Source organism: Janthinobacterium sp. GW821-FHT03C08, assembly GCF_059420905.1.
This window is the reverse complement of the sequence record NZ_JBWKUP010000011.1, coordinates 158,831-183,061: the sequence shown is the minus strand read 5'-3', so window position 1 is coordinate 183,061 and position 24,231 is coordinate 158,831. Positions and strand designations below refer to the sequence as shown.

Sequence of the window (24,231 nt, the reverse complement as noted above, 5' to 3'; positions counted from 1 at the left end):
CGCCCCGCGGGCGCGACCGGGTCAGGATAGCAGAAGTTTAAGATCGTGCGCGATGGTGGCCGGTTTTTCGCCGTGGCGCACGAACAGGCGGATCTTGCCGTCGCGGTCGAACACATAGGTGCCGGCCGTGTGGTCCACCGTGTAGCTGCTGTCCGTCTCGCCCTCGACCTTGGCGTAATACACCTTGAATTCCTTGGCCACCTTGGCCGTCTGATCCAGGCTGCCATACAGGCCCACGAAACGCTTGTCGAAGGCGGGCACGTATTGCGCCAGCAGCTCCTGCGTGTCGCGCTCCGGGTCGACGGTGACGAACAGCACCTGCACCTGGTCCGCCTGCGGCCCCATTTCCTGCATCACCTGGGCCATGTCGGCCATGGTGGTGGGACAGACGTCCGGGCATTGCGTGTAGCCGAAGAACATCAGCACCAGCTTGCCCTTGTAGTCGGCCAGGGTGCGCGGATGGCCCGTATGGTCCGTCAGGGCAAACTCGCGCGCGTAGCCCAGGCCCGTCACGTCCGTGTTCTTGAATTCCAGCTTGGGCGCGGCAGGTTTGCCGCAGCCGGCCAGGACGGCGACCAGCGCGGCCGCCAGCAACAGGGTCAGGGTTTTTTTCATGATCCGAGGGGAATGTAGTGGTCGACCAGCAATGCCGCGAACAGCAGGGCCAGGTAAATGATGGAAAACGTAAATGCCTTGCGCGCGATCAAGTCCGTGTAGTGGCGGTACATCTTCCACGCGTAATACAGGAAGCCGGCATTGAGCACGACGGCCGAGACCAGGTAGATCAGGCCGCTCATGCGCACGGCGTACGGCAGCAAGGTGGTGGCGGCCAGCGCGATCGAATACAGCCAGACGTGGAATTGCGTGAATTGCATGCCGTGCGTGACGGGCAGCATGGGCAGGCCCGAGCGCGCGTAATCGTCGCGGCGGTACATGGCCAGCGCCCAGAAGTGCGGCGGCGTCCAGACGAAAATGATCAGGACCAGCAGCCAGGCCTGCATCGGCACGTCGTTGGCGACGGCGGCCCAGCCCAGCGCGGGCGGCATGGCGCCGGACAGGCCGCCGATGACGATATTTTGCGGCGTGGCCGGTTTGAGCACCATGGTGTAGATCAGGGCGTAGCCGACGAAGGTGACAAAGGTCAGCCACATGGTCAGCGGATTGACGAGGTGGTACAGGATCGCCATGCCCAGGCCGCCGATGAGCAGCGCGAACACCACCGTCTGTTTCACCGTGATGTCGCCCATGGCCATGGGGCGGCGCGCCGTGCGGGCCATGCGCGCATCGATTTCGCGCTCGGCCAGGCAGTTGACGGCAAAGGCGGCGCCGGCCAGCAGCCAGATGCCGACAGTGCCGAACACCACCGCGTGCCAGTCAGGCAACTCCTCGCTGGCCAGGAACATGCCGATGACGGCGCAAAACACGGCCAGCTGCGTCACGCGGGGCTTGGTCAGCGCCCAATACTGGGCGATGCGGGGGGTAGGTTTACGGCTGAGTGTCTGAGTAGTCATTTATGCGATACGGGAAGAACTGGCTGGTGCCGTGGGCACTGGCGCGGCGGCGGAGGCAGGTGTCCGCGCTACATCGAGTTGGAATTTAGCCTTGTAGTTTAACATGGTCAGCAACAACACGAGCAGCGCCGCCCCGCCGTTATGCAGGACGGCAATCGACAATGGCCAGCTCAGGTAAATCGTCGCGAGGCCCGTGGCCGCCTGCAGGGCCAGCACCACGGCAATCCACCGCGCCGTGCCGCGCAGGGATGGCAGTTTCCACGCGCGCCACACCGTGTAGCCGACGCCGGCCAGCACGACGAAGGCGAAGTTACGGTGCACCCAGTGGATGGCCGTCAGCGCGGAAAACGGCAGGTAATGGCCGGCGGCCGTCTTGCCCAGTTCGCGCCACAGGTGGAAACCATGCTCGAAATCCATTTCCGGAATGACTTTCCCGCCGCACAGGGGGAAATCCGTGCAGGCCAGGGTGGCGTAGTTGGTGCTCACCCAGCCGCCCAGCGCGATCTGCACTGTCAGCAGCACGAGCGACAGGACGGCCAGCGCGCGCACGGGACGCAGCACGGACGCGGCCGCATCGGCGCGTTGCAGGGGAGAGACGGCGTTATCCTGGCGTCCGCCCAGCCACGTCAGCATGGCCAGCAAGCCCATGCCCAGCAGCAAGTGGATGGTGACGATCACCGGCTGCAGCTTCAGGGTGACGGTCCAGGCGCCGAACGCGCCCTGCAGGCAGACGAACAGGAACAGCGCCGTCGGCAACGCGGGAGCAAACTCCTCGCGGCGATGTTTGCGCCACTGGCGCCACGCCTGCACCATCATCGCCACGATCAAGACGCCGATGGCCATGGCCAGGTAGCGGTGCGTCATCTCGATCCACGCCTTCACCACCGTGACGGGGCCCGTCGGCATCATGGTCTCGGCCGCCACGATGTGCTCGTGCGCAAGGAAAGGATTGGCAGAACCATAACAACCGGGCCAGTCAGGGCAGCCCAGGCCGGAATCGGACAGGCGCGTGAAGCCGCCGAACATGATCAGGTCCACCGTCAAAAAGACGGCGATCCACACGAGCTTGCGGTACTTATTGGCGTCCGCGGACACCCAGACCATGGTCAAGGGCAGCAGCGCCACCAGCAAGCCCGTCAAACCCAGCTGGGCCAGCGCGGAAAGGTGCATCGTCGGCATGCGTGCTCCTCAACCGATCGCCGAAGCTTTGAGCAGCTTGGCGATGTCTTTCTTGACCTTGCTCGGGTCCGCGTCTTTCGGGAAGCGCATCATCAGGTTGCCCAGCGGATCGATCAGGTACAGGTGGTCGTCGGCCTTGCCGCCCGGCTCCACGGGCAGCCATGCCTTCAGGGCGTCGCCATTCACGCGCAGCATGCTGGTGCCGTCGAATTCGCGCATCACCAAGGTGTCGAGCGGCTGCGCATCCGTCACCAGCCAGACGCGCTCGATGCGTTCGCGTTCCTTGCCCTGCATCAAGCGCAACTGTTGCATTTCAAACAGGCTTTTCTTACACGCTTCCTGGCAATCGGCCGGCCCCGTCTGCAGCAGCACCCACTTGCCCTTGAATTGCGCCAGCGGCGACGCCTTGCCGTCCAGTTGCGTCACGTGCAATTGCTCTTCGGGAATCGGGTGCAAACGGGGGTCGATGAGGGCGCCGTAATTGTTGCGGCCCGTGGGCTTGATGATGTAATACGTGAAATACGAGGCGATGATGGGAAAGGCGCACACGGTCACGACGGCCAGCAGTTTCCAGCGTCCGCTGTTCTGCGTCTGTTTGCCGGTGCTGTCTTGCATTGCTTCAGGGTTGTTTGTTTGCACGTCGAAATCCTGTAAAGACAAAAAATAAAAAAGCCATCAGTGCCAGTGCATACCACTGGAATGCATAGCCGCGGTGCTTGTCGGCCCCCAGGTCGGGCGCCGGCCAGTCGCGCACGGGAAGCTGGCCGGACGCTGGCGCCGTGGCTGCCGCATCGACTGGATCAACTGTTTGTTCGATGAGCAGGGGTTGCAGTGCCAGGCCGCTGGCCGTGGCCAGCTGGACGATATCGGCATTTTGCACGATGGCGTGCGGCGCCAGGGGCGGCGCCGTGCCCAGTTCCATCACATGGCCCGCATTCAGGCGCGCGATGCCGGTGATGGTGACGGTGCCGGCCGGCGTGGCGTAATCGGGGATGCGCGTGCGCTCGGCATTGTTGCGCGGCAACCAGCCCTGCGCCACCAGCACGTGCATGGGCGAGCCGTCGATCTGGAACGGCGTGAGCACGTGGAAACCCGCCTGGCCCTGGTAGGGGCGGTTGTCCAGGTACACGGTCCAGGCGGGCACGAAATGGCCCGTGACGGTGACGCGGCGATATTCGATGGCTTGCGCATCGGCCGGCAGCAGGGGCTCAGCCGTCAAGGCCAGGGGCGCGGCCTCATTGCCTGCCGCCAGCCGGGCGGCGCGGGCGATTTTTTCATCGCCGCGGCGCTGCTGCCATTGCGCCAAAGAAATCCCCAGCGCCACCAGTAGCAGCATTACAACAAACGGAATCCATCTAAAATGGAAGCGGATACGCATTACAATGAAACCTCCTCAAGCCTGGCGCTACCATCCATGAAAATCCTCGTTGCCATCGCCTTCATCCTGATCCTGGGCAGCCTGGGCTCGGCCCTGTTCTTCCTCATGCGCGACAAGGGCAAGAGCAACCGCACCGTGCAGGCGCTGGCCCTGCGCGTGGGCTTGTCGATCACCCTGTTTTTGCTGATCCTGCTGGCGCACAAGCTTGGCTATATTCAGCCCACTGGAATTCATTAACACCCGACATTGCCTGATTGGCAAAATCTTCACGCTAAGAAAAAAGCCGTACCCAGGATGTCCCGGTACGGCTTTTTTTATGGTGCCGGCGCACGCGTCAAGCACGCGCGCCCTGCCCCGCCATTATAACCAATACACGACGACGTACAGGCCCAGCCACACGACGTCGACAAAGTGCCAGTACCAGGCGGCGCCTTCGAAGCCGAAGTGGTGCTCGGGCGTGAAGTGGCCTTTCAGGACGCGGTACAGGATGACGGACAGCATGATGGCGCCCAGGGTCACGTGGAAACCGTGGAAGCCCGTCAGCATGAAGAAGGTGGCGCCGTAGATGCCGGACGTCAATTTCAAGTTCAGTTCGCTGTAGGCATGAATGTATTCGTAGACCTGGAAGCCCATGAAGATGGCGCCCAGCACGATGGTGGCGAACAGGAACAGGGCCGTCATGGCGCGGTGGCCGGCACGCAGCGCGTGGTGCGAGATGGTCAGGGTGACGCCCGACGTCAGCAGCAGGGCCGTATTGATGGTCGGAATCCAGAACGGCGTCATGGTGGTGAATTCCTGCACCGTGCCGGCCGGGCCCGTATTGCCCCAGTGGGCGGCGAAATCGGGCCAGATGACCTTGTGGTCGAGGTCGGCCAGCCACGGCATCGAGATGCTGCGCGCATAGAACAGGGCGCCGAAGAAGGCAGCGAAGAACATGACTTCCGAAAAGATGAACCAGCTCATGCTCCAGCGGAAGGAGTGATCGATGCGCTCGCTGTACAGGCCCTGTTCCGACTCGCCGATGGCGTCGCCGAACCAGAAGTACAGCACCAGCAGGATGCCGGCGATGCCGATGAAGTTCGCGTACGGTCCCCAGGAGACGTCGTTGACCCAGGCGGACGCGCCGACCATGGTCAGCAGCAGGCTGGCGCCGCCCAGCAGGGGCCAGCGCGACGGCCCCGGCACAAAGTAATAGGGTGCGGCGGCGTGGTTGGAACTCATCATCATCTCCTCAAAAAACTTGTAGGGTGGTTTTTATACGTTATAGATATCGATGCAGCAAAAACTCATGAGACAGCGAATTTGACCAGGGACAACAGGATGCCGATCAGGCAAGCGACCACCAGCAAGCCGGCGATGACGATGTGCACGGGATTGAGCTTGGCCGAATCCGTGTCGAAATCGCTCTTGCGGCGCAAGCCCGTAAACGACCAGACGACGGCCCGCAGCGAATACAGGAACGACGCTTTTTCAGGCTGCTTGGATTCGCCCATGGTGCCCTCCTATTGGACGGCCGGGGTTTGAGCCTGGCTCAGACCGGCAATCTCGAAAAACGTGTACGACAGGGTGATGGTTTTCACCTCTTTCGGCAGGGCCGGATCGAGGAAGAACACCACCGGCATCTGCCGCGCCTCGTGCGCCTTCAAGGTCTGCTGCTTGAAGCAGAAACACTCGACTTTCTTGAAATGCGGCGTCGCACTCTGCGGTGCGTAACTGGGAATGGCTTGCGCGTTCACCACGCGGTTTTGCGTGTTGACCACTTCGTACATGACGGTGACCAGCTCGCCCGGATGCACCTGCATGCTCGATACGGTGGGACGGAAGCGCCACGGCCCCTGCGCATTGCCGTCGAATTCGACGGTGATGCTGCGCGTCGTGTCGACCTGGGTATTGTTGTCGTAGGCTACCGTGCCATCCTTCTGCGTCAGCACGTTGATGCCCATCACTTCGCAAATCTGCTTGTAGACGGGAATCAGGGCGTAGCCAAAGCCGAACATCAGCACGGCAATGACGAGCAGCTTGCCCAGCATCTTGCGGTTCAGGCCGCGCGTTTCCTGTTGGTGGGGCGTCGTCACGACAGCCACAGCCGCTTGGCGAACACGGACAGGAAGAAGAAGGCCGCCAGGGCGGCCAGTATCAGCCCGGTACGCAGGTTGTTCGGTTTCTTACGTTCGGTCATGGCAGGCACTTTATTCAAGACGGGCCGGAGCACGCGCCGGCCCGGGATACCTCATTTCACGGTCGGCGGCGTTTCAAACGTGTGGAACGGGGCCGGGCTCGGCACGGTCCATTCCAGGCCTTCCGCGCCTTCCCAGGGCTTCGCCGGGGCCGCCTTGCCGCCGCGGATGGTCGGCAAGACTACGAAGAACAGGAAGTACACCTGCATCAGGCCGAAACCGAAGGCGCCGATGGAAGCGATCATGTTGAAGTCCGTGAACTGCGCCGGATAGTCGGCGTAGCGGCGCGGCATGCCGGCCAGGCCCAGGAAGTGCATGGGGAAGAAGGTCACGTTGAAGGTGATCAGGGACAGCCAGAAGTGGATCTTGCCGCGCGTCTCGTTGTACATATGGCCCGTCCATTTCGGCGACCAGTAGTAGAAGCCGGCAAACAGGGCGAACAGCGAACCGGCCACCAGCACATAGTGGAAGTGCGCCACCACGTAATACGTATCCTGCAGCTGGATGTCGATCGGCGTGACGGCCAGGATCAGGCCGGTAAAACCACCCATGGTGAAGACGAAGATGAAGCCCACCGAGAACAGCATCGGCGTCTCGAACGTCATGGAGCCCTTCCACATGGTGGCGATCCAGTTGAACACTTTCACGCCCGTCGGCACGGCGATCAGCATGGTCGCGTACATGAAGAACAGCTGGCTCGTCACCGGCATGCCGGTGGTAAACATGTGGTGCGCCCAGACGATGAAGGACAGGATGGCGATGGACGCCGTGGCATACACCATCGAGGCATAGCCGAACAGGGGCTTGCGGGCAAAGGCGGGCAGGATCTGCGAGACGATGCCGAAGGCCGGCAAGATCATGATGTAGACCTCGGGGTGGCCGAAGAACCAGAAGATGTGCTGGTACATGACGGGGTCGCCGCCGCCAGCCGCATTGAAGAAGGACGTGCCGAAATGGCGGTCCGTCAGGGTCATGGTAATGGCGCCAGCGAGCACCGGCATGACGGCGATCAACAGATATGCGGTAATGAGCCAGGTCCAGCAGAACATCGGCATCTTCATCAGGGTCATGCCGGGCGCGCGCATGTTGAGGATGGTGACGATGATGTTGATCGAGCCCATGATGGACGAGGCGCCCATCAGGTGCATGGCGAAGATCGCCATGTCCATGCCGGGGCCCATCTGCGTCGACAGCGGCGCGTACAGGGTCCAGCCGGCGGCCGTGGCGCCACCGGGCACGAGGAAGGACGTGGCCAGCAGGATGGCGGCCGGCGGCAGCAGCCAGAACGAAAAGTTGTTCATGCGCGCAAATGCCATGTCGGAGGCGCCCACCTGCAGCGGGATCATCCAGTTGGCATAGCCGACGAAGGCCGGCATGATGGCGCCGAACACCATCACCAGGCCGTGCATGGTGGTCAGTTGATTAAAAAATTCTGGGTGGAAGAATTGCAGGCCGGGATGGAACAGTTCCGTGCGTATCATCAGGGCCAGCACGCCGCCCGACAGCAGCATGATGAACGAGAACCACAGGTACAGGGTGCCGATATCCTTGTGGTTGGTGGCAAACAGCCAGCGGCGCAGGCCTGTCGGGTGGTCGTGGGCGTGGTCGTGATCGTGACCGGCGTGGTCCAAGGTGCTAGTGCTAGTGCTCATGTACGGCTCCTAATTACTTGCGTGCAGCCACGATTTCGGCTGGTTGAACGATGTTCTCTTCGGCCTTGTTCGACCACGAATTGCGCGTGTAAGTGATCACTGCGGCGATTTCCGTGTCGGACAGCTGTTTCCACGCCGGCATTTCAGCGGGGAACTTGCCGCTCTTTTGTCCGTTCAACAAGACATGGATCTGTGCCGCCTTCGGACCATTCACCACGGCAGAGCCGTCCAGCGCGGCGAACGCCCCTGGCACGCCCTTGCCCGTCGCCTGGTGGCAGACGACGCAGTTGGCCGCATACACTTTCTCGCCCTTGACCTTCAGCTCGTCGATGGTCCACACCTTGCTTGGATCATCAGCCAATGCGGCCATTTCCTTTTGTTTGACATCAACCCAGGCCTTGTAATCATCGGCGGAGACGACCTTGACGACGATGGGCATGAAGGCGTGTTCCTTGCCGCACAGTTCGGCGCAATTGCCGCGGAAGGTGCCGATATGGTCGGCCTTGAACCAGGTGTCGCGCACGAAACCGGGAATCGCATCCTGCTTCACGCCGAAGGCGGGCACGGACCAGGCGTGGATGACGTCATTGGCCGTCAGCACCATGCGGATCTTTTTATTGACCGGCACGACGACTTCGTTATCGACTTCGATCAGGTAGTTTTCACCGCGTTTTTCCGTCGGCGGCATGCCGGGCGCGCCCACTTGCGAGCGCGGCGTGGCCAGGTTGGAGAGGAAGGAAATGCCTTCGCCCTCGCCTTTCAGGTAGTCATAGCCCCACTTCCACTGCATGCCGGTGGCCTTGATGGTGATGTCGGCGTTCGACGTATCCTTCATGCCGACCACGGTGCGCGTGGCAGGCAGGGCCATGCAGATGACGATCACGAAAGGCACGACGGTCCAGGCGATCTCGACGGTGGTGCTTTCGTGGAAGGTAGCCGGTTTGTGGCCCAGGGACTTGCGGTGCTTCAAGATGGAATAGAACATGACGCCGAACACGGCCACGAAGATCACCAGGCAGATGATCATCATCAGGGTGTGCAAATCGTAGATTTCATGGGCGATCTGTGTCGCCGGCGGCTGCAGATTCATTTCCAGCGGTACGGGACCGCCGGTGCCGGGATAGGTGCTGGCAGCCGGTGCCGCCGTGGCCCATCGCCCGATGCCAAACGCTGTCAAAGACAGCCCGAGCAGCAACGATTGAAGTCGCTTTGCATGTGTCATGTTTTCCCCAACCACCCAAAAATAATGATATTTTAAACGGCTGCGGACTTCTCCGTACTGGACCGCTGCCGCTCCTCCATGAAAGCACCGCGGCCAAAACATGGCCACGGGCGTCAAGCACCAGCGAATTCCATGCTGGCTGCCGCGCCAAAAACGGCGGCGCCCAACCATGCTGGAACCCTGTTTTTCTTCCCCACGGCGAAATGGCCCCGGGTGGAAGATGGTTACTATACTAATGCAGTAACTTCCAATAAGTCTTGCTTTGTTTTTTTTATTTTGTATGCAGCCCTTGTTTTTTATAATTAACAAGCTGACAAAACAATCAACGATTATAATCAAGTAAACTTGAATCCATCAAGCAATAATCGGCATTGTGCGCGCCCTTCCCCTGGCCGCCGTGCGCTTTGCAACGCTTGCTGCAACATCAACATGCGCATGGCGACCAAGTGTCGGTTTCTTTCGGCTTTTTTGCCGCTGTTGCGCGGCTTTTATCTGGGCTTGCGCGGCAGGTCGAAGCGGATGATGGCCTCGCCATCGCGCGTCACGCGCGGCGCCGGACGGAAGGCGTGCCCATAAATGATTTCGAAACTCAGGCCCAGCTTGCCGTCGGGGCGGCGCATCTTTTCCAGCGCGGCCAGCATGCGCTGCCATGCCGCCTTGCCCATCAAGCCACGCCGGCGCGTCGTCAGGGGGTTGCCGCCGAAGGCGCGCACGTCCGCCAGCAGCTTTTCCGCCGTGTCATACGTGACCGTGATGATTTCCATGTCCAGCACGGGCGTGGAAAAGCCCGTCTCGACCAGCATGTCGCCAAAGTCGTGCATGTCCACGAAAGGCAGGGCGTGCGGGTACAGGTCCGCCTCGGCAAAGGCGTCGCGCACTTCGCGGAAGGTGTCGGGACCGAAGCAGGAAAACATCAGCAAGCCGTCCAGGCGCAGCGCGCGCCGCCATTCGGCAAATACGCGGTCGGGCTGGGCATGCCAGTGCAGGGCCAGGTTCGACCACACGAGGTCGATGCTGCTCTGCGCCAGCGGCAGGTCGCCCAGGTCGCCGCACAACAAATCCACGCCTGTCTTGGCCGGCAATAATTTGCTGAGGAACTGGTTCAGGCTGGCCAGTTTCGACGCCGGCGCGCGCGCCGCCTGCATCATCGCTTGCGCTGCGTCGAGACCGATAATCTGCGCGGCGGGATAATCCTTTTGCAGCTGCGCCAGGTCCGCGCCGGGGCCGCAGCCCGCGTCGAGCACCCGGCGCGGCGTGATCTTCACCAGCTCCAGGCGTTCGTGCATGCGTGCCGACACTTCGCGGCGCAGGAAGTCCGACGGCGCGACGCGCGCGGGACGGGAAAAGAAATCGCGTACTTGCACCGCATCGATGGGCGCACTCATTTTGGGCGGAGTGGTGGGAACTGGCATGTTGAAACCGGTGAGGTGAGATAATGTCGGCAGTGTACATGGAACGACGCCATCGCGATGCGGACCGCCACCCGACACCGCCTTGACGCCGCCTGGCAGTCGCTGCGCCAGTGGCTGGGCGCGGCCGTGCTGCCGGCGCAATGCGCGCTGTGCGGCATGGGCTGCCCGGAAGTGCTGTGCCCGCCCTGCCGCGCGCAATACCTGGGACACCGGCGTGGGCGCTGCCGCCAGTGCGCCAATCCGCTCGCCGACACGGAGGTGGCGCTGCTGTGCGGACGCTGCCTGCGCCGGCGGCCCGCGTATGACGCCACCGTCACGGGGTTTGATTATGCGGCGCCCGTCGACCAGTTGCTGCTGCAGCTGAAATTCGGCGCGCGCCTGGCGCTGGCGCCCCTGCTGGCAGAACTGCTGCATGTTGCCATTCAGCAACAACAAGGGTGGGATGCGCCGCAACTGCTGTGTCCCGTGCCGCTGGGCCCGGCCCGGCTGGCCGAACGGGGTTTTAATCAGGCGCTGGAGATTGCCCGCCCGCTGGCGCGCCTGCTGGACGTGCCCTTGCAGCCCCGACTGGCGCTGCGCGTGCGCGAGACGCGGGCGCAAAGCAGCGTCGCGCCGCAGGAACGGCAAGCCAACCTGGCGCAGGCGTTTGCCATCGCGCCAGAGCATGCGCCGCTGCTGCCCGGCTGCCACGTGGGCATCGTCGACGACGTGATGAGCAGCGGCCACACGGTCCACGCGCTGGCGGCGGCCTGCAAGAGCGCCGGCGCGGCCAGGGTCAGCATATTGGTGGCGGCGCGCACGCCGCCTCGCCAGCTTACCGACAGATTAGATTACTGACATATATAAGGAGAGCATTTTGTTTCACGTCGTCTTGGTAGAACCTGAAATCCCGCCCAATACGGGCAACGTCATCCGCCTGTGCGCGAACACGGGCGCGCAGCTGCACCTGGTCGAACCGCTGGGCTTCCCGCTCGACGATGCCAAGATGAAGCGCGCCGGCCTCGATTACCACGACTACGCCAGCATGAAGGTGCACAAGAACTGGGCCGCCTTCCTGGCCGACACGCAGCCGGACCCGGCGCGCATGTTCGCCATGACCACGCGCGGCTCGCGCCCGTTCGGCGACGTGGCCTTCCTGCCCGGCGACGTGTTCGTATTCGGTTCCGAGACGAAAGGCCTCGATCCGGCCCTGCGCGACGGCTTTCCTGCCGAACAGCGCATCCGCCTGCCCATGCGCCCGGACAACCGCAGCCTGAACCTGTCGAATACGGTGGCCGTCGTCGTGTATGAAGCGTGGCGCCAGCACGGCTACGCCGGCGGCGCGTAGCTGACACCGCACCCGGCCTGCTGCGCGGCGCGCTTTGCGGCCGGCGATGCTCACGCTACTGTAGCGCTGCGCTTCCCGGCCAAAAATCATCGCCGCTCGCTACGACGCGATGAGATGTTGATACTCCTGCAATTTACCGCAATGCCAGCTGCGCCGCGCCGCTGGTGTCGTCCAGCATCACCAGCTGCGTACGCAAGTCGCGCGTGGCGGACAGCTTGCCGTTCACGTACAGGTTCGTCTTGACGCCGTACACGCCCTGCGACACGCCGGCCGGCAAGGTCAGCTCGAACGAGTTTTCAAAGCGGCCGCCCGACTTGTTGCTGCTAGCCAAGGCTTTCGAGCCGGACTTGAACGGCTGGCCTTGCGGATCGAGCACCACCAGCTCTTCGCGCACGTCGTTGACGCTTTGCGCGCTGCCGTTGACCAGTTCCACGACGGACGTGACCTTGAACGGCTGGCCGCGCTTGACGGTGGAGGCGCTCAGCTGCGGCGTGTACGACACCACCTGCGGCTCGCGCGGCAGCGCGCCGCGGGCGCGGATGTAGTCGCGGTCCGCCTGCGCCGCCGTCTTGGTCTGGCGCGAATTGACATTGATGGCCAGGCAGCCGGCCGCCGCCAGGCCGCCGCCGATGGCCGCGCCCTTCAGCGCGCCATTCTTGCCGCTGACGAGGGCACCGAGCAAGGCGCCCACGGCCGCGCCGGCAGCCGCCGTCGCGCCCACGCTGCACGGGTCCTCGTCCGCCGCGCCAGCCTGCGGGTTCTGGCCACCTTGCGGACCTTGCGGATAATCCTGGCGCACGCCGTTCGGGTTCACTGGCGCCGTGGCGCAGCCGGCCAGCATGGCCGCGATGGTCAGCGCGGCAGCCGCGCGCAAGGTGGTTTGATTCATCATGTTTACTCCCAATAACTATTTAATCGTGGTTTCCGTCTGCAGCACCTGCCGTTCCCGATCGCGGATGCGGCGCGACAGGCTGTCGATGCGCGCATTGCCGGGATCGGCGCGGCGCGCGCTGTCCAGGTAAGTCTTGGCCGCATCGAACTTGCCTTCGTTCAAGGAACGCTCGGCATCGCGCAGGAACGATTGCGCCATCTCGTTGCGCATGGCCGCGCCATTGTCCGCGGGCGCAGTCTCCGGCACGCGGCGCTCCGCCACGGCCGGACGTTCGGCGATGCGCGCCGGGGCCGGCTCCGTCGGCACGGCGCGGACCGGCGCCGTTTCCAGCGGCGCCGCGGCCGGGGCGACCACGGGCGCGGGCGCTGCTGCCGCCGACAGCGCTTGCACGTCGGCCTTCAGCTGCGCCAGTTCCGGTGCTTCGCGGTCGATGGCTTCGAGCCGGGCGATGCCGTTTTGCGCCCCGTTCACATCCTTGCCATCGAGCGCCTGGCGCACGCCCACCTGCACGGACGCGGCCGCCGCCTGCTGGCGCGCCAGCTGCTTGCGCAGCGATTCCACGCTGGCGGCGCCTGCGCAATCGGCGTCGAGCGCGGCAATGCCCTTGGCGGCGCTTTGCAGGCGGTGGCCGTCGATGTCGCGCTCGATGGCGCGCACGCCGCGCTGGCAACCGCCCGATGCGGCGCCGGCCTTGGCGATGGCTGCCTGCAGATCGTCGGCCTTGGCACTGGACTTGCCCGTGCACGCGCTTTTCGCCGTCGCCAGCTTCTGCCGCGCGCCATCGAGGCTGCCATTCGCCACCAGGCTCAGGCCGCTGTCGATGGCGTCGTTGCACGCCGAGTCATTCTTGCCGCCCGGCGTGCCGTTCATGTAGACGATGACGGCACCCAGCGCGGCGATGCCGGCCAGCCATTTCAGCCAGCGGCGCGAAGGCGCCGGCGCTTCCACCGGCGCCGGCGACGGCGGCACGGGCTTCGGCACGGCGGCCGGCGCGATGTCCTTCACGCGTTCCGCTGCCGGTGCCGGTGCCGGCACCGGCACCGGCTTGGGCGCGGGCGGCGGTTTCGGCGTCGGTGGCGGCTTGGGCGCGGGCGCTGGAGCGGGCACAGGCGCCGGCTTCGGCGGCGGCTCGATGGCAGGCTGGGGCGGCGGCAGCGGCAGGGACGCGGCCGGTGGCAGGGACGCGGCCGGTGGCAGGGACGCGGCCGGCGGCAGGGACGCGGCCGGCGGCACGCGCGCCGCCAGCGCCTGCCCGCAGTAGGGGCAATGGCTGACGGCGGTGAGCAGGACGCTTTTACATGTGATGCAATTTTCCAAAACTGTCTTTCCCTAACGTTCAGCCCAGCGGTGGCGGCATCAGCGGTGGCGGTGCGCTGTGGAACAGCGGTGCCAGTTCGGCGAACTGGGCCAGGTCAACCCAGGCCGGCAAGCCGGCGCGCCACACCTTGGTCGTGCCTGGTGCGACCTGCCCTGCCTGCACGTACTGCACGATCTGCTGGGCCGTGAACGGCCCCTGCTGCTGGCCATTGATGCCCAGGAAGTACTGGTGTTCCACCAGCGGCGGCGGCATGCCGCCCAGCGGTGGCGGCGCCATGCCGAAGGCCGCTGCGGCCGCGCCAAACGGCGCCGCCGCGGCCGGCGCGCCGGCCGGACGCAGCAGCTGCTCCAGGCGCCCCGCTTCCAGCATCTCCGGCTTGATCGCGTATTTCAGGCGGGGCTGGCCATCCGCTTCCGGCTCGCGCACTTCCCAGTCGTAGGCATCGCTGTCGGAGTCGCCGATCACATTGGCCCACTCCTTCAGGCGGCCCAGCAAGGCTTGCACCGTGCGGTCGAGCTCGTCGCTGGCCATGCCCTTGCGGCGCGCCGATTCGCGCAGGCGCGCGCCCAGCTCGGCAGAAATGGCGCTGCCAAAACCGACGTAGGGCAGCTGCGAGCCGTCGGCCTGCGCCACCAGCTTGGGCGCATACACCGTGCGTTCATAGTATTTGGCCAGCGCCGCCATGGCCGCCGTCTGCACGGCGTCAAGCGCCGTCAATTTTTCCTCGATGCGCAGGGCGATGTTTTTCTCGTACGAGGCCGGCATGCCGTTCTGGCGGATGGCCCGTTCGTTGCCGATGCGGCGCAAGTCGCCCGGCTCGACGGCAAACTGGTACTGGCCGGGCGGCACGACACGGCCCGTGTGGCGCGTCAGCACGCCCAGCATGATGGCTTGCAGGAATTCGCCGAAGTCTTCCGCCAGGCGCTTCATCTCGTCCGTGTTCGGCGCGATCGGGTGCGTGAATTGCGTTGGATCAATGTGCGTGTGGGTCGGCGCCTTGTCGTTGTCGCCTTCCTTGCGGTAGCTGGTGCGCCAGCCTTCCAGGCCGCGCAGCACCGTCATCGGCACGCCGGCCAGCTCGCAATAGCAGACGGCGCGCCCGCGGATGCCCGTCTCGACGATTTCCAGCTGGCTCACCGTGATGCCCACCTGGGTCGGCACGCACGATTCGAGCTCGGCGCCGAACTTCGCCTTGAAGGCGGCCGCGTTGGCCACGCCGATCACGCACTTGAACTGGTCCGACACGACCGTGAAGTCGCCCGCCATGTTGGCGTCGATCCACGGCATGGAGCAGGCCAGCAGCTTGCGGAAGCGGTCCAGGCGTTCGGACACGTCCATCTGTTCCAGCGCTTCAAACAGGGGATCGGGCGTGCTCGTCGCCCCTTCCGCCAGGCCCGCCGTGGCGATCATGTTCTCCGCCATGCGCGTCACCTTGGCCAGGATCAAGCCCCGCTGCGCCGGTTCGCCCAGCATGGGGAACAGGGCTTTCGAGCCGCCCATGTCCTTGAACGCTTCATCGGCCCACTGGCGCAAGGTGGCCGCCGACGGCAGCGCAATGTCTTTTTCCGTGACGGGAATGACGATCAGGGTCGCGTGTTCCTTGTCCAGGTCCTTTTGCAGGATGGTATTGGCCGTTTTGAGTTCCGCCAGCATGGCCAGCACGCCTTCGCGGCCCGATTGCAGCTCGCCCACGAGGCCATTCCACTGGGCGCGGCCCTGCGCATCGACGCCGACCCGGTTGCCCAGCCAGCGCGACAATTCGCCCAGCAGGATGACGGACTCGTCCGCCGCCTTGGCGCGCAGATGGAATTTCAGGGCATTCGCCATTTCCGTGCGCAGATGGTCCATCACCACGCCGGCCTGCTTTTCGCCATTGCTGAGGAAGCCGAAGGTGCTGCGCGTCTGCTCCAGGTTGTTCAGCAGGCGCTCGTATTCGCGCGAGCGCACGGCTTCCTTGATTTCGCGGTAGCGCTCGGCATTGTTGCCGATCTGCGCCGTCAAGCCGCTGCCGGGCGCCTCGATGCGGTCCTTGATCTGTTCCACCAGCGACAGCACGTATTCCAGGCCGCCGAATTCTTTATTATCAAGATAGCCATACAGCTGGTCGCGCACGACCTTCTTGACGTCCTCGAGCACTTCGCGGCGGCGCTTGCTGATGCGGTCTTCCGTCGTGTCGGCCGTGGAATCCTGGTCGCGCACGGCGTCGCGTTCCAGGTGCTTCATGGCGTCGCGCACCTGGGCCGGCCATTCGCTGCGGTCAAAGCCCGTGCGGATATCGTTGATGCGCGTGTTGACCCGGTTTTCCACGCCGGCCAGCAGGTGGCCGTGGCGGTCTTCCAGCAATTCCTCGACGACGCGGAAATCGATGAAATCGCCGCTGGAGCGCTTCAGTTCGATGCTCTTGTCGGAAAACTCGGGGAAGTCGCTGAACGGCGTGCCCTTCAGGAACATGTTCGCGGCAAGGAAGTTATCGCGCTGCGTATCCGTGGCGCGGTTGGCGGCCGCATCCGTGCCGCCCACGCCGAAGAAGGCTTGCAGCATGGCACCGGCCCAGCGGTGGGCCCGCTCGTCGCGCGCCGCTTCCTGGCGCGTATCGAGCACGGCCATGCCGAACGAGGAAAAGCGTTTCGAAAAATACAGGCGCATGTCGCCGAAGCGGTCCTGCGGCACGGGCGCGTTGTACAGGGAATTCTTGTGCTGCGCCTGGTTGACGGCGATCGAGCGCTTGGCGCGCGCGAAGTCGGCCGAGGCGAAATCCTCGAACAGCGAGTCGGCCACCATGTGGTAGACGTCGCTGACTTCCTTGGTGTGCTGCTGGGCAAGATTTCCCGAATCGATGAGGTACACCTCGCTGTAGGGCTCGCGCGTCAGTTCCGGGCGGTCATACGCGTCCCAGCGGCCGACATAGCCCTTGTTGCCCATCATGGCCGATTCCAGTTCCATCAGGGCCGCGTAGCCGTTCGCCTCGACCCTGTCCTTGTTGGCCTTGGTGTAGCCGGTGGGCAAGAACAACATCAGTTCCACGTCGGCCGCGCCCACTTCGCTGCGCGCCAGCCAGCGCGCCAGCAAGCCCATGTCCAGGAAGGAGCCGGACCCCGTGCCGCCCGCCACGGAACCGACGATAACGATGCGGAAACGGTTCGTTTCCATGCGCAAGCCCAGCTCGGCCAGCTGGCGCTCGTGCGACAGGCCCGCCTTCAGGGCTTTCAGTTTCAGGCGGATCTTGTCGCGGATCTTGGCGTACTTGTCGAAGAAATACAGGCGCGAGACGGCGCGGATCTGGCCCGCGCCGCTGCTCATGTCGAAACGCAGCTCGCGGATGCGCTGCGGCGTCAATGGCAGCCATTCCTTGATGTGCGGATATTTTTCCAAGGAATCTTCGTCACGGCTGTACTTGTCCATGTCGAACGATTCGACTACCTTGTCATCGTCCGTGAACTTCACCTGGTCGAACTGCAAGTCCTTCGCCTGCGACTCGCCGCTTTCGATCACGGCGCCATTGTCGAGGTCGAAATGGATGAATTGCGCGATGGGAAAATCGGCCAGCCCCTCGATGCGCGTGCGGTTGCCCGCGCCGCCCCACAGGGTATTGAGGATGCGCCGGCGCACGCGCATCAGCACCTGCATGCCCGTGCCGCCGATGCCGATGAACAGGGTCGGGCGCAGTTCGATGATCTTGTCCTGCTTGCGCTCGCTGGCGCCGCCGGTAATGGTTTGGTTCAGGTTCTCTGCCATGGTGATTCCTTCGATGATGCGTGCAACGGCGTGTACTTAGCGGCGGCTCGAGGTAAATGTCAGCAACAGGGCGACGAGGCCCACCAGCACCAGCGGTCCCATGAACAGGGGCGCGAGGAATTTATGCGCATTCACGGCCGCCAGCACGACACCGGTCGCCAGGCTGGCCAGGAAGATGAACAGCCACCAGCCCGAGGCGTTGGCCTTGTTGGGCGGCACGCGCTTGGCCACGAGGCCATTCGCGTAGGCATTCTTGGCGAAGAAAAAGGCGATGAACAGCAGCAACAGCACGACGCCGCCGATCAGGGTGTCGCGCGACGAGGTGTCCGTGGTGGCGGCCGCGTCGAATGCAGGCGCAGGCTCGGTAGTGGCGGTGCTGGCCGCGGCGGAAGCGTCCGCGGCCAGCGGTGCCGACGCCGGGGCCGTTACCGGGGCCGGCAAAGTGAAACCGGTGTTGTCTTTGGGAGTGTCTTGCGCCATGGTATGCCTCTGATGGGTTTGAATAGTGTAAAAAGAAATCTTGGTCAGGCCAGGCTCAGCGTATGGCCCTCGGCCACGCGCACGACGTGCGGCTGGCCCAGGCCACGCTTGAGTTCGCCGATGTCGCGGCCGTTGTCATCGCGGATCTGCACGCTCTTGAATGGTTTGAGCAGCACCTGCCGCTGCACGCCGTCGGCCAGCACCTTGTAGCGCGTGGCGCGCGTACCAAGCAAGCCCAGCGCCAGCAAGCCCAGCACGAATGCCAGGATGCCGCCCAGCATCGCCAGCACGGGCAGCAGCGGATACTGTATGCGCACCAGCAAGGGGATCGTTGCCTGCGAGGCGCGCACGCTGTCGGGCGGCGTGAACATGTCCGAGATGGGGTCGCCGGGGAACAGTTCCTGCAAGTCCTTGCCAAAGCTGGACGCCAGCCCCAGCCGCTGCTCCGACAGGCCCACCTGCGCCTGCATGGGAAGCAGCACCTGCTTGCCCATGGCGGCGATCGCCTGCGCCGACCACGGCGACGGAATCTGCGCCATCGGCAGCGCAAACTGCACCTGCACGGACTGGCTGGCGCCCGGCTGCAAGTGGCGGATTTGATCTGGCGCAACATGCAGGGGCGCGTCCTGCCCCGCCAGCGTGGCATGCACCCTGGCGCTGTCGATCACGTACGGGAAGAACATGTTTTGCAGGGATGCCTGCAGCTGCACCTGCGGCACCAGCTTGGCCGCATCGACGTCGAGCACGATGGTGCGTCCGTCGCGGCCCAGGCTGGCGTGCACGTTGTCGCTGTTCTTGACGGACTGGGGCACGATGCGCACGGCATCCTGGTCCACCGGTTTCAGGCGCGCGGGCGGACGCGTCAGCACTTGCGACAGCCGCCCTTCCGCCAGGATGCGGTTCAATGCCTCGGACGCCGGCTGGCCGTACGCGAGCGCGTACACCATCAAGCCCTTGGCGCTGTACAGCTTGCCCTGCACCGGCATGCGCAGCGGAAACACCACCGTCTTGGTGATCGACGGCTCCAGGTGCAGCAGGCGGTAAAAGTCGCGGTTGCGCTCGGCCGTCTGGCTGTCGTTGTTCGGGCTGTTCTTATTGTTGGTAAAGATCCACACGATGCCCGAGGCGGACTGGAACGGCCCCGTGATGGTCTTCGTCACGGCTTCCTGGAAATCCGTGTCGGCCAGCGCGCCGCCGGCGCCCTTGCGTGCCAGGCCCAGCGGTGCCAGCTGGCCCGCCACGCCGGCGCCGCCCTGGCCTTGCCCCAGCAGCGCGGGCGACACATTGCCCCCGCTGCTCTGGCTGAAGGCCAAGGTATAGACTTTATCGGACGGGCTGGTGGCGGCTTGCGCCACGGCGCCCACGAGGGCTTTCAGCTGGGAGTGCTCATCCGTGTAGAACGGCTCCATCCAGCCCGAGTTCTGCACCAGGAAGGCTTGCTGGATGCCGGCCGCGTGCACGCTGGCCGCACTGAGCAAGGCGGCGCAGGCCGCGATCAGGGCGCGCGCCTTCATGCCTGCAGATTCCAGCCATCGATGCGCGACAGCAAGGGGTGATACGCCCACAGCATGCCTTCATGCACAAACAGGCGCAGACGCCACGGCTCGCTGACGGCGAAGGTGTGGAACACGGTTTCGCGCAGCTCATCGTCCTGCACCAGCTGGGCCGCCAGGCGGTCGCTCGAGCGCAGCACGCTGGACAGGCCAGCGCTGGTGGCGAACTTGACGCCGAAGACGCTGCCGCCCGTGCCCGATTCGAGCAGCGGCATGACGGCCTGGTTCTTGCCGCCATCGTCGCCGTGTTCCGGTTCTTCCCACGGCGCCGTTTTCAGCTTGGCGGCGAAGCGGTAGTTGAAGCTGCCCGAACACAGGCGCGGCGCCAGCGCGTCGGCCTGCTCCGGCTGGCCGCCCAGCTTCACGTACACATAGGTGCCGCGGCGGCTTTCAAAGCACAGCTGCCACAGGCCGCCGTCGCGCGACAGGTAGGGGCTGCCGAACTCGAAGTGCGGCACCAGCCCGTCGGGCCAGGGCATGAACGAGGCGGCCACGTTGCCGTCGGGCTGCAGCTGCAGGCGCAGCTGGCCGTTGGCACACGGCCAGACGGCCATGCGGTTGTAGGCCACGGGGGCGCTGACGGTACCCAGTTCCGCGATGCCGTCGAGCAGCACGTCGCTGCCCGGCTGTTGCGCCGCATCCAGGTTGACGAAGCGGATGCGGCCATCGTCGTCGCGCACGGGCGCCCACAGGCGGTTCTGGAACCAGACGGGGGCCGCCACGCATGGCGCGCCGCCCACGTGCTCGACCACGTAGGTGAGCGAAGGCACGTCGGGACGGATGCAGGCCAGGCCGTGGCTGGTCGGCAAGACCAGCACGCTGTTAAATTCGGGCACGAGTTCGGCGCGCCAGGCGCCGTGGGCAATGTCCGATTCGGCCAGCAAGCCGCCGTATTCCGGCTCCAGCGCCAGCCAGCGCTTCGAAGCGGGCAGCCAGGCGTGCAGGGCCGCCTTGCGCGGATCGAGCGCCAGCAACGCGGCGCCGCAGGTGCCGAACTGGGCGGAAAAGAATTCGTATTCGCCCGGCGGCGGCATGGGCAGGGAGGCGTCCGCCTGCGCATGTTCCTCGCGGGTGCGCTGGTCTGCCAGCTTCAGGGGCACGCCAGCCTGCCGCAGGCCGGCCGCGCCGGCCGGCGGCACGTCGCTGACGGGCTGCGCGCCGTAGGGCGGCACCCAGGGCGGCGCCGGCAGGTCCGGCGGCACCTGCAGGGCTGCGCCCGAGGCGGGATCGAAGGCGAATTCGGGCGGAAACTGGCGCACGGGCGCGCCGGCGGCGCCGGGCAGGCGCCGGGCGTGCATCAGCTTGCCGATATCGGCATTGCTCAGCAAGGGCGAGACGTTCTGGCCGTCCGCGCTGCGCTGCAAGGTCCAGACACCGGCGTCATCCACCTGCCAGACGCCAGACGGCAGCGGCCAATCCCCAGAAGTTTTAAGGTCCATGTATTTTCTATGACTAGCAATAAGCACCGTCGCGTGGCGCTACAACCGTAATGCACAAGATAACGACGCTGACGATGGCAGAACGTGCTGGGGCGGTCGAAACGAAGTCGCAGCCCTGGCAGTTCTCATAGTAACGTCTTTTTATCTGTATGGAAACATTTGCGAGGCGCCCCGCTACTGCGCCCGCACTTTCGTCAGCAGCTTGGTGGTCGAGCGGTCGTGCTCGAAATCGATGGCCACGGCCTGGCCGCCATACGCCAGCACGGCGCGGCCTTCCGGGATGGCCGTCATGTCGTAGTCGCCGCCCTTGGCATAGATTTCCGGCTGGACTTCCTGCACCACTTCCAGGGCGCTGTCTTCCGAGAACGGCACGACCATGCTCACCGCCTCCAGCGCGGCCAGCACGGCCATGCGGTCTTCGCAGCTGTTCAGCGGGCGGTCGTCGCCCTTGCCCAGGCGTTTCACCGAAGCATCAGTATTCACGGCAACGATCAGCGAGGCGCCCAGCGCGCGCGCCTGCGCCAGGTAGGTCACGTGGCCGCGGTGCAGGATGTCGAATACGCCATTCGTCACCACCACGGGTTTCGGCAGCGCCTGCGCGCGGGCGCGCAGCTCGTCGCGGCTGCATAGTTTGTTCTCAAAGTCAGGCATGGCACTCTCTTGTCAGGGTTAATACGGTCGTCATGGCGCCTGGCTATCGCCTTGGATGCCACCGGCGTCGCGGCGCCAGGCGTCGAGCAGGGCCACGATGGACGGCGCCAGGCTGGTTTCGGCGATGGTTTCCTGTCGAAAATAAATCATCCGCGCATACACGCCGGCCAGTTGGCTGACGGGCGGCGACAGCGCATATTCGTTGCCGCGCGCCGGCTGCCTGGCACGCCAGTAATTGATCGCCGCTTCCAGCGCCTGTATGCGCAGTTCCATCGTTCCCTCCCGCCATCGGCCCGTCCCGCATTATAGGGGGCGATCCGCTACAATATGCCATCGGCGCCACAGTTTGACCGTTTGCGCCACCTTTCATTCATTGCAAGTAAGCACTTCCTGTGTTTCAATCACCTTATGACACTGACTGAACTGAAATATATCGTTGCAGTCGCGCGAGCGAAACACTTCGGCCACGCCGCCGAAGCCTGTTTTGTTGCCCAGCCCACCTTGTCAGTGGCCATCAAGAAACTCGAAGACGAACTGGGCGTGGTCCTGTTCGAGCGGGGCGGCGCGGAAATCTCCGTCACGCCCCTGGGCGCGCAGATCATCGCGCAAGCCGAGCGCGTGCTGGAACAGACGGCCGCCATCAAGGAACTCGCCAAGCAGAACAAGGACCCGCTGGCCGGTCCCCTGCGCCTGGGCGTGATCTACACGATCGGTCCCTACCTGCTGCCGCCGCTGGTCAAGGCCATGATAGACCAGGTGCCGCAAATGCCCTTGATCTTGCAGGAAAATTTCACGGTACGCCTGCTCGAACTGCTGCGCCAGGGCGAACTGGACGTGGCCATCATGGCCCTGCCCCTGCCCGAACACGGCATGGCCATGCAGGACCTGTATGACGAACCGTTCGTCGTGGCCATGCCGCGCCACCATCCATGGACGGACCGCGAGACGATCGCCGCGCAGGACTTGAAGTCGGAAACCATGCTGCTCTTGGGCAATGGCCACTGTTTCCGCGACCAGGTGCTGGAAGTGTGCCCCGAAATGGCGCGCTTTTCCTCGCCCGGCAACGGCATGCAGCGCACGTTTGAAGGTTCTTCGCTGGAAACGATCCGCCACATGGTGGCCAGCGGCATCGGCCTGACGGTCTTGCCGCGCGCTTCCGTGGCGAACATGCACGCCACCGACGGCATGCTGGAATACCGCCCCTTCGCCGACCCCGTGCCGTCGCGCCGGGTGGTCATGCTGTGGCGCAAGAGCTTTACCCGCAAGGCCGCCATCGACGCCCTGTGCGCGGCCATCGCCAGCTGCGATTTGCCGGGCATCACTCCCCTCTGCGAAGACGAGGCTTGGCAGGCAGGCGCAAAATAGTACATTTGCGTACGATTTGCGATAATCGACCTTTCTGTTTAACAAGATCGAGTCTTCCATGAACAAGCTGGCGCTGTATTTCCGCCTGATACGGCTGGACAAGCCTATCGGTACCGTATTGCTGCTGTGGCCGACCCTGTGCGCGCTGTGGCTGGCGCAGCAGGGCGTGCCGGACTGGCGGCTGCTGCTCATCTTCACCCTCGGCACTTTCCTGATGCGCTCGGCTGGCTGCGCCATCAACGACTACGCCGACCAGGATATCGACAAATTCGTCAAGCGCACGGCCGAACGCCCCATCACCAGCGGGCGCATCAGCGGCAAGGAAGCGCTGGCCGTGGCCGGCGTGCTGACCGTGCTGGCCTTCTGCCTGATCCTGCCCCTGAACACGCTGACCAAGCAATTGTCCGTGGCGGCCGTCATCATCGCCGCCACCTACCCCTACTTCAAGCGCTTCTTTGCCATTCCGCAAGCCTACCTGGGCATCGCCTTCGGCTTCGGCATTCCCATGGGCTTTGCCGCCATCACGGGTTCCGTGCCCGTCGTCGCGTGGTTGCTGCTGGTGGGCAATGTCTTCTGGGCCGTGGCCTACGATACGGAATACGCGATGGTCGACCGCGACGACGACTTGAAGATCGGCATCAAGACATCGGCCATCACCTTCGGCCGCTACGACGTGGCCATCATCATGCTGTGCTACGCCGTATTCCTGCTGCTGTGGCTGGTCTGCGGCTGGCACCTGGGCTTGCGCTACTGGTACGTGGCGGGGCTGCTGGTGGCCGCCGGCTGCGCCGTTTACCACTACACCCTGATCCGCGCACGCGAGCGTATGCCGTGTTTTGCGGCATTCCGGCATAATAACTGGCTAGGAGCGGCGGTGTTTGCGGGAGTGGTGCTGGACTTTGCTTTCCGTTAATCAACGATCCTTGCGCCGCTGTAGCTC

25 protein-coding genes are annotated in these 24,231 nt (G+C 64.4%); 5 read left to right on the top strand and 20 right to left on the bottom strand.

Annotation, left to right across the window (positions count from 1 at the left end; translation table 11 throughout):
- Positions 1–21 precede the first annotated feature (21 nt).
- Genes AC07VL_RS17600 through AC07VL_RS17580 form a run of 5 tightly spaced genes read right to left on the bottom strand, consistent with a single transcriptional unit; the run spans position 22 to position 4,068 of the window.
- Positions 22–615 (bottom strand): SCO family protein, encoded by a 594-nt coding sequence (locus AC07VL_RS17600; protein ID WP_494806972.1) that lies wholly within the window; start codon positions 613–615, stop codon positions 22–24.
- Positions 612–1,511 (bottom strand): heme o synthase, encoded by a 900-nt coding sequence (cyoE, locus tag AC07VL_RS17595; RefSeq protein WP_494806971.1) that lies wholly within the window; start codon positions 1,509–1,511, stop codon positions 612–614. Before cyoE ends, AC07VL_RS17600 begins: the two co-directional genes overlap by 4 nt.
- The gene (locus AC07VL_RS17590) at positions 1,512–2,681 is read right to left on the bottom strand and encodes a COX15/CtaA family protein (RefSeq protein WP_494807049.1); all 1,170 of its coding nucleotides are present in this window, start codon (positions 2,679–2,681) and stop codon (positions 1,512–1,514) included.
- Between the two features lie 18 nt (positions 2,682–2,699).
- Positions 2,700–3,305: an SCO family protein gene (locus tag AC07VL_RS17585; RefSeq protein ID WP_494806970.1), complete on the bottom strand. Its 606-nt coding sequence runs from the start codon at positions 3,303–3,305 to the stop codon at positions 2,700–2,702.
- Between the two features lie 4 nt (positions 3,306–3,309).
- Complete coding sequence (locus AC07VL_RS17580) at positions 3,310–4,068, bottom strand: SURF1 family protein (protein ID WP_494806969.1); 759 nt, start codon at positions 4,066–4,068, stop codon at positions 3,310–3,312.
- A 36-nt stretch (positions 4,069–4,104) separates the two neighbouring features.
- Between AC07VL_RS17580 and AC07VL_RS17575 the strand changes: the two genes are divergently transcribed.
- Positions 4,105–4,305 (top strand): twin transmembrane helix small protein, encoded by a 201-nt coding sequence (locus tag AC07VL_RS17575; protein WP_034748996.1) that lies wholly within the window; start codon positions 4,105–4,107, stop codon positions 4,303–4,305.
- 123 nt (positions 4,306–4,428) lie between these two features.
- Here the strand turns inward: AC07VL_RS17575 and AC07VL_RS17570 are convergent, their stop codons facing one another.
- The 7 genes from AC07VL_RS17570 to AC07VL_RS17540 all read right to left on the bottom strand — a co-directional run bounded on the left by AC07VL_RS17570 (position 4,429) and on the right by AC07VL_RS17540 (position 10,504).
- Positions 4,429–5,289: a cytochrome c oxidase subunit 3 gene (locus tag AC07VL_RS17570; RefSeq protein ID WP_494806968.1), complete on the bottom strand. Its 861-nt coding sequence runs from the start codon at positions 5,287–5,289 to the stop codon at positions 4,429–4,431.
- A 65-nt stretch (positions 5,290–5,354) separates the two neighbouring features.
- Positions 5,355–5,561 (bottom strand): DUF2970 domain-containing protein, encoded by a 207-nt coding sequence (locus AC07VL_RS17565; protein ID WP_494806967.1) that lies wholly within the window; start codon positions 5,559–5,561, stop codon positions 5,355–5,357.
- A 9-nt stretch (positions 5,562–5,570) separates the two neighbouring features.
- Positions 5,571–6,143 carry a cytochrome c oxidase assembly protein gene (locus AC07VL_RS17560; RefSeq protein ID WP_071653822.1) on the bottom strand — a complete coding sequence of 191 codons (573 nt, stop codon included), beginning with the start codon at positions 6,141–6,143 and terminating at the stop codon, positions 5,571–5,573.
- Positions 6,140–6,247 (bottom strand): cytochrome oxidase small assembly protein, encoded by a 108-nt coding sequence (locus AC07VL_RS17555; RefSeq protein WP_217635101.1) that lies wholly within the window; start codon positions 6,245–6,247, stop codon positions 6,140–6,142. The genes AC07VL_RS17560 and AC07VL_RS17555 overlap by 4 nt, the downstream gene beginning before the upstream one ends.
- 51 nt (positions 6,248–6,298) lie before the next feature.
- Entirely contained in the window at positions 6,299–7,897 is a 1,599-nt protein-coding gene (ctaD, locus tag AC07VL_RS17550) for a cytochrome c oxidase subunit I (protein WP_290601135.1), read from the bottom strand.
- 13 nt (positions 7,898–7,910) lie between these two features.
- Positions 7,911–9,119: a cytochrome c oxidase subunit II gene (gene coxB, locus AC07VL_RS17545; protein WP_494806966.1), complete on the bottom strand. Its 1,209-nt coding sequence runs from the start codon at positions 9,117–9,119 to the stop codon at positions 7,911–7,913.
- Between the two features lie 488 nt (positions 9,120–9,607).
- Positions 9,608–10,504 (bottom strand): methyltransferase domain-containing protein, encoded by an 897-nt coding sequence (locus AC07VL_RS17540; protein ID WP_494806965.1) that lies wholly within the window; start codon positions 10,502–10,504, stop codon positions 9,608–9,610.
- A gap of 84 nt (positions 10,505–10,588) precedes the next feature.
- Here AC07VL_RS17540 and AC07VL_RS17535 point away from each other — a divergent pair, with 84 nt between their 5' ends.
- The gene (locus AC07VL_RS17535; RefSeq protein ID WP_494806964.1) at positions 10,589–11,368 is read left to right on the top strand and encodes a ComF family protein; all 780 of its coding nucleotides are present in this window, start codon (positions 10,589–10,591) and stop codon (positions 11,366–11,368) included.
- 19 nt (positions 11,369–11,387) lie between these two features.
- The gene (gene trmL / locus AC07VL_RS17530) at positions 11,388–11,858 is read left to right on the top strand and encodes a tRNA (uridine(34)/cytosine(34)/5-carboxymethylaminomethyluridine(34)-2'-O)-methyltransferase TrmL (protein ID WP_290601131.1); all 471 of its coding nucleotides are present in this window, start codon (positions 11,388–11,390) and stop codon (positions 11,856–11,858) included.
- A gap of 133 nt (positions 11,859–11,991) precedes the next feature.
- On the opposite strand, the gene AC07VL_RS17525 is transcribed toward trmL, so the two are convergent.
- The 8 genes from AC07VL_RS17525 to AC07VL_RS17490 all read right to left on the bottom strand — a co-directional run bounded on the left by AC07VL_RS17525 (position 11,992) and on the right by AC07VL_RS17490 (position 22,199).
- A complete protein-coding gene (locus tag AC07VL_RS17525) occupies positions 11,992–12,750 on the bottom strand; it encodes a hypothetical protein (protein WP_494806963.1) in 759 nt (252 codons plus the stop codon).
- Positions 12,751–12,765: 15 nt separating this feature from the next.
- The gene (locus AC07VL_RS17520; RefSeq protein ID WP_494806962.1) at positions 12,766–14,067 is read right to left on the bottom strand and encodes a hypothetical protein; all 1,302 of its coding nucleotides are present in this window, start codon (positions 14,065–14,067) and stop codon (positions 12,766–12,768) included.
- Positions 14,068–14,086: 19 nt separating this feature from the next.
- Entirely contained in the window at positions 14,087–17,803 is a 3,717-nt protein-coding gene (locus AC07VL_RS17515; RefSeq protein WP_494806961.1) for a tubulin-like doman-containing protein, read from the bottom strand.
- A gap of 36 nt (positions 17,804–17,839) precedes the next feature.
- Positions 17,840–18,283 (bottom strand): hypothetical protein, encoded by a 444-nt coding sequence (locus AC07VL_RS17510; protein ID WP_494806960.1) that lies wholly within the window; start codon positions 18,281–18,283, stop codon positions 17,840–17,842.
- A gap of 44 nt (positions 18,284–18,327) precedes the next feature.
- On the bottom strand, positions 18,328–19,797 hold the full coding sequence (locus AC07VL_RS17505; RefSeq protein WP_494806959.1) for a hypothetical protein: 1,470 nt from the start codon (positions 19,795–19,797) through the stop codon (positions 18,328–18,330).
- Positions 19,794–21,224, bottom strand: a complete 1,431-nt coding sequence (locus tag AC07VL_RS17500; protein ID WP_494806958.1) for a hypothetical protein — start codon at positions 21,222–21,224, stop codon at positions 19,794–19,796. Before AC07VL_RS17500 ends, AC07VL_RS17505 begins: the two co-directional genes overlap by 4 nt.
- A 225-nt stretch (positions 21,225–21,449) precedes the next feature.
- Complete coding sequence (gene rfaE2, locus AC07VL_RS17495; protein ID WP_494806957.1) at positions 21,450–21,926, bottom strand: D-glycero-beta-D-manno-heptose 1-phosphate adenylyltransferase; 477 nt, start codon at positions 21,924–21,926, stop codon at positions 21,450–21,452.
- Between the two features lie 30 nt (positions 21,927–21,956).
- On the bottom strand, positions 21,957–22,199 hold the full coding sequence (locus AC07VL_RS17490) for a DUF3717 domain-containing protein (RefSeq protein ID WP_494806956.1): 243 nt from the start codon (positions 22,197–22,199) through the stop codon (positions 21,957–21,959).
- A gap of 135 nt (positions 22,200–22,334) precedes the next feature.
- Here AC07VL_RS17490 and AC07VL_RS17485 point away from each other — a divergent pair, with 135 nt between their 5' ends.
- Together AC07VL_RS17485 and ubiA are read left to right on the top strand one after the other, a co-directional pair.
- Positions 22,335–23,291 (top strand): hydrogen peroxide-inducible genes activator, encoded by a 957-nt coding sequence (locus AC07VL_RS17485; protein ID WP_290601118.1) that lies wholly within the window; start codon positions 22,335–22,337, stop codon positions 23,289–23,291.
- 58 nt (positions 23,292–23,349) lie between these two features.
- Positions 23,350–24,204, top strand: a complete 855-nt coding sequence (gene ubiA / locus AC07VL_RS17480; protein WP_494806955.1) for a 4-hydroxybenzoate octaprenyltransferase — start codon at positions 23,350–23,352, stop codon at positions 24,202–24,204.
- The last annotated feature ends 27 nt before the right edge of the window (positions 24,205–24,231 follow it).